A 243-nucleotide genomic window follows, 5' to 3' on the forward strand; every position below is an offset into this window, starting at 1 on the left:
GGCGATCCGCGCGCTGGGCAAGAAAGCCGGCGTCTCGCTCAATCCGGCCACGCCGGCGAGCGCGATCGAATATGTGCTCGACCTGATCGACCTGGTGCTTGTCATGTCGGTCAATCCCGGCTTCGGCATGCACCGTGATGTGGTCGCAGCCCGCCTTGGCGAAGGCCTCGAGATAGGGGTCGCAGGGCGCGATCATCAGATGGGCGTCGAAGATCTTCCTGGTGTGCGGCCGCATCGCCTTGA

The 243-nt window shown here is 64.6% G+C and carries 2 pseudogenes; one reads left to right on the forward strand and one right to left on the reverse strand.

Annotation, left to right across the window (positions count from 1 at the left end):
• Window positions 1–13 precede the first annotated feature (13 nt).
• Window positions 14–70, forward strand: a pseudogene (locus tag FNJ47_RS55260) (hypothetical protein); the annotation flags it as partial.
• Between the two features lie 33 nt (window positions 71–103).
• Here FNJ47_RS55260 and FNJ47_RS54335 read toward each other — a convergent pair.
• Window positions 104–243: pseudogene (locus tag FNJ47_RS54335) on the reverse strand (ribulose-phosphate 3-epimerase); the annotation flags it as partial.

The sequence above is a fragment of the Bradyrhizobium uaiense genome (assembly GCF_010811875.1).
Classification (GTDB): domain Bacteria; phylum Pseudomonadota; class Alphaproteobacteria; order Rhizobiales; family Xanthobacteraceae; genus Bradyrhizobium; species Bradyrhizobium uaiense.